We start from the raw sequence: 617 nt of genomic DNA, 5'->3' as shown, positions 1-617 counted from the left end.
CGGTGGGCGCGGTCGGTGGCCTGGTCCTCCACCGCTGGATTCCACCAGGGGTCATAGTGAATCACGGTGTCGGCGGCGGTCAGATTCAGCCCGGTGCCGCCCGCCTTCAGGCTGATGAGGAACAGCGGGGCCTCGCCCGCCTGGAAACGACGCACCGGCGTCTCGCGGTCGCGGGTGTCGCCGGTCAACTCGACAAAGGGAATCCCGAGCGTCGCCAGTTCCGGCTTTATCAGATCGAGCATGGAGGTGAATTGTGAGAACAGCAGAATTCGCCGACCATCGGCCAGAAGATCGGGCAGCAGTTCCAACAGGCGTTCCAGCTTGGCCGAGGCCGCTCCCTTCTCCACCCGCTTGCGCGCGCTCTCCAGCTTGACCAGCCGGGGATCGCAGCAGACCTGCCGCAGCTTCAACAGCGCGTCCAAAATCGTGATGTGGCTGCGGGCCAAGCCCTTGCGGGCGATTTCCTCGCGCACCCGCTGGTCCATCGCCAGCCGGATCGTTTCGTACAAATCGCGCTGGGCGGCCTGGGGATCGACCCGCTCGACCATCTCGGTCTTCGGCGGCAGCTCGCTGGCAACCTCCTCCTTGGTGCGGCGCAGCAGGAAGGGACGGACCCG

General features: G+C 66.1%; 1 protein-coding gene. It reads right to left on the bottom strand.

Annotation, left to right across the window (positions count from 1 at the left end; genetic code table 11):
- A partial coding sequence (locus EJ903_RS22500) for a DEAD/DEAH box helicase (RefSeq protein WP_246015861.1) occupies window positions 1-617 on the bottom strand: 617 nt, incomplete at both ends.

It is taken from the genome of Azospirillum griseum (assembly GCF_003966125.1).
GTDB lineage: Bacteria > Pseudomonadota > Alphaproteobacteria > Azospirillales > Azospirillaceae > Azospirillum > Azospirillum griseum.
The sequence above is the reverse complement of the archived record's forward strand: the minus strand, read 5'-3'. Positions and strand labels throughout refer to the sequence as shown.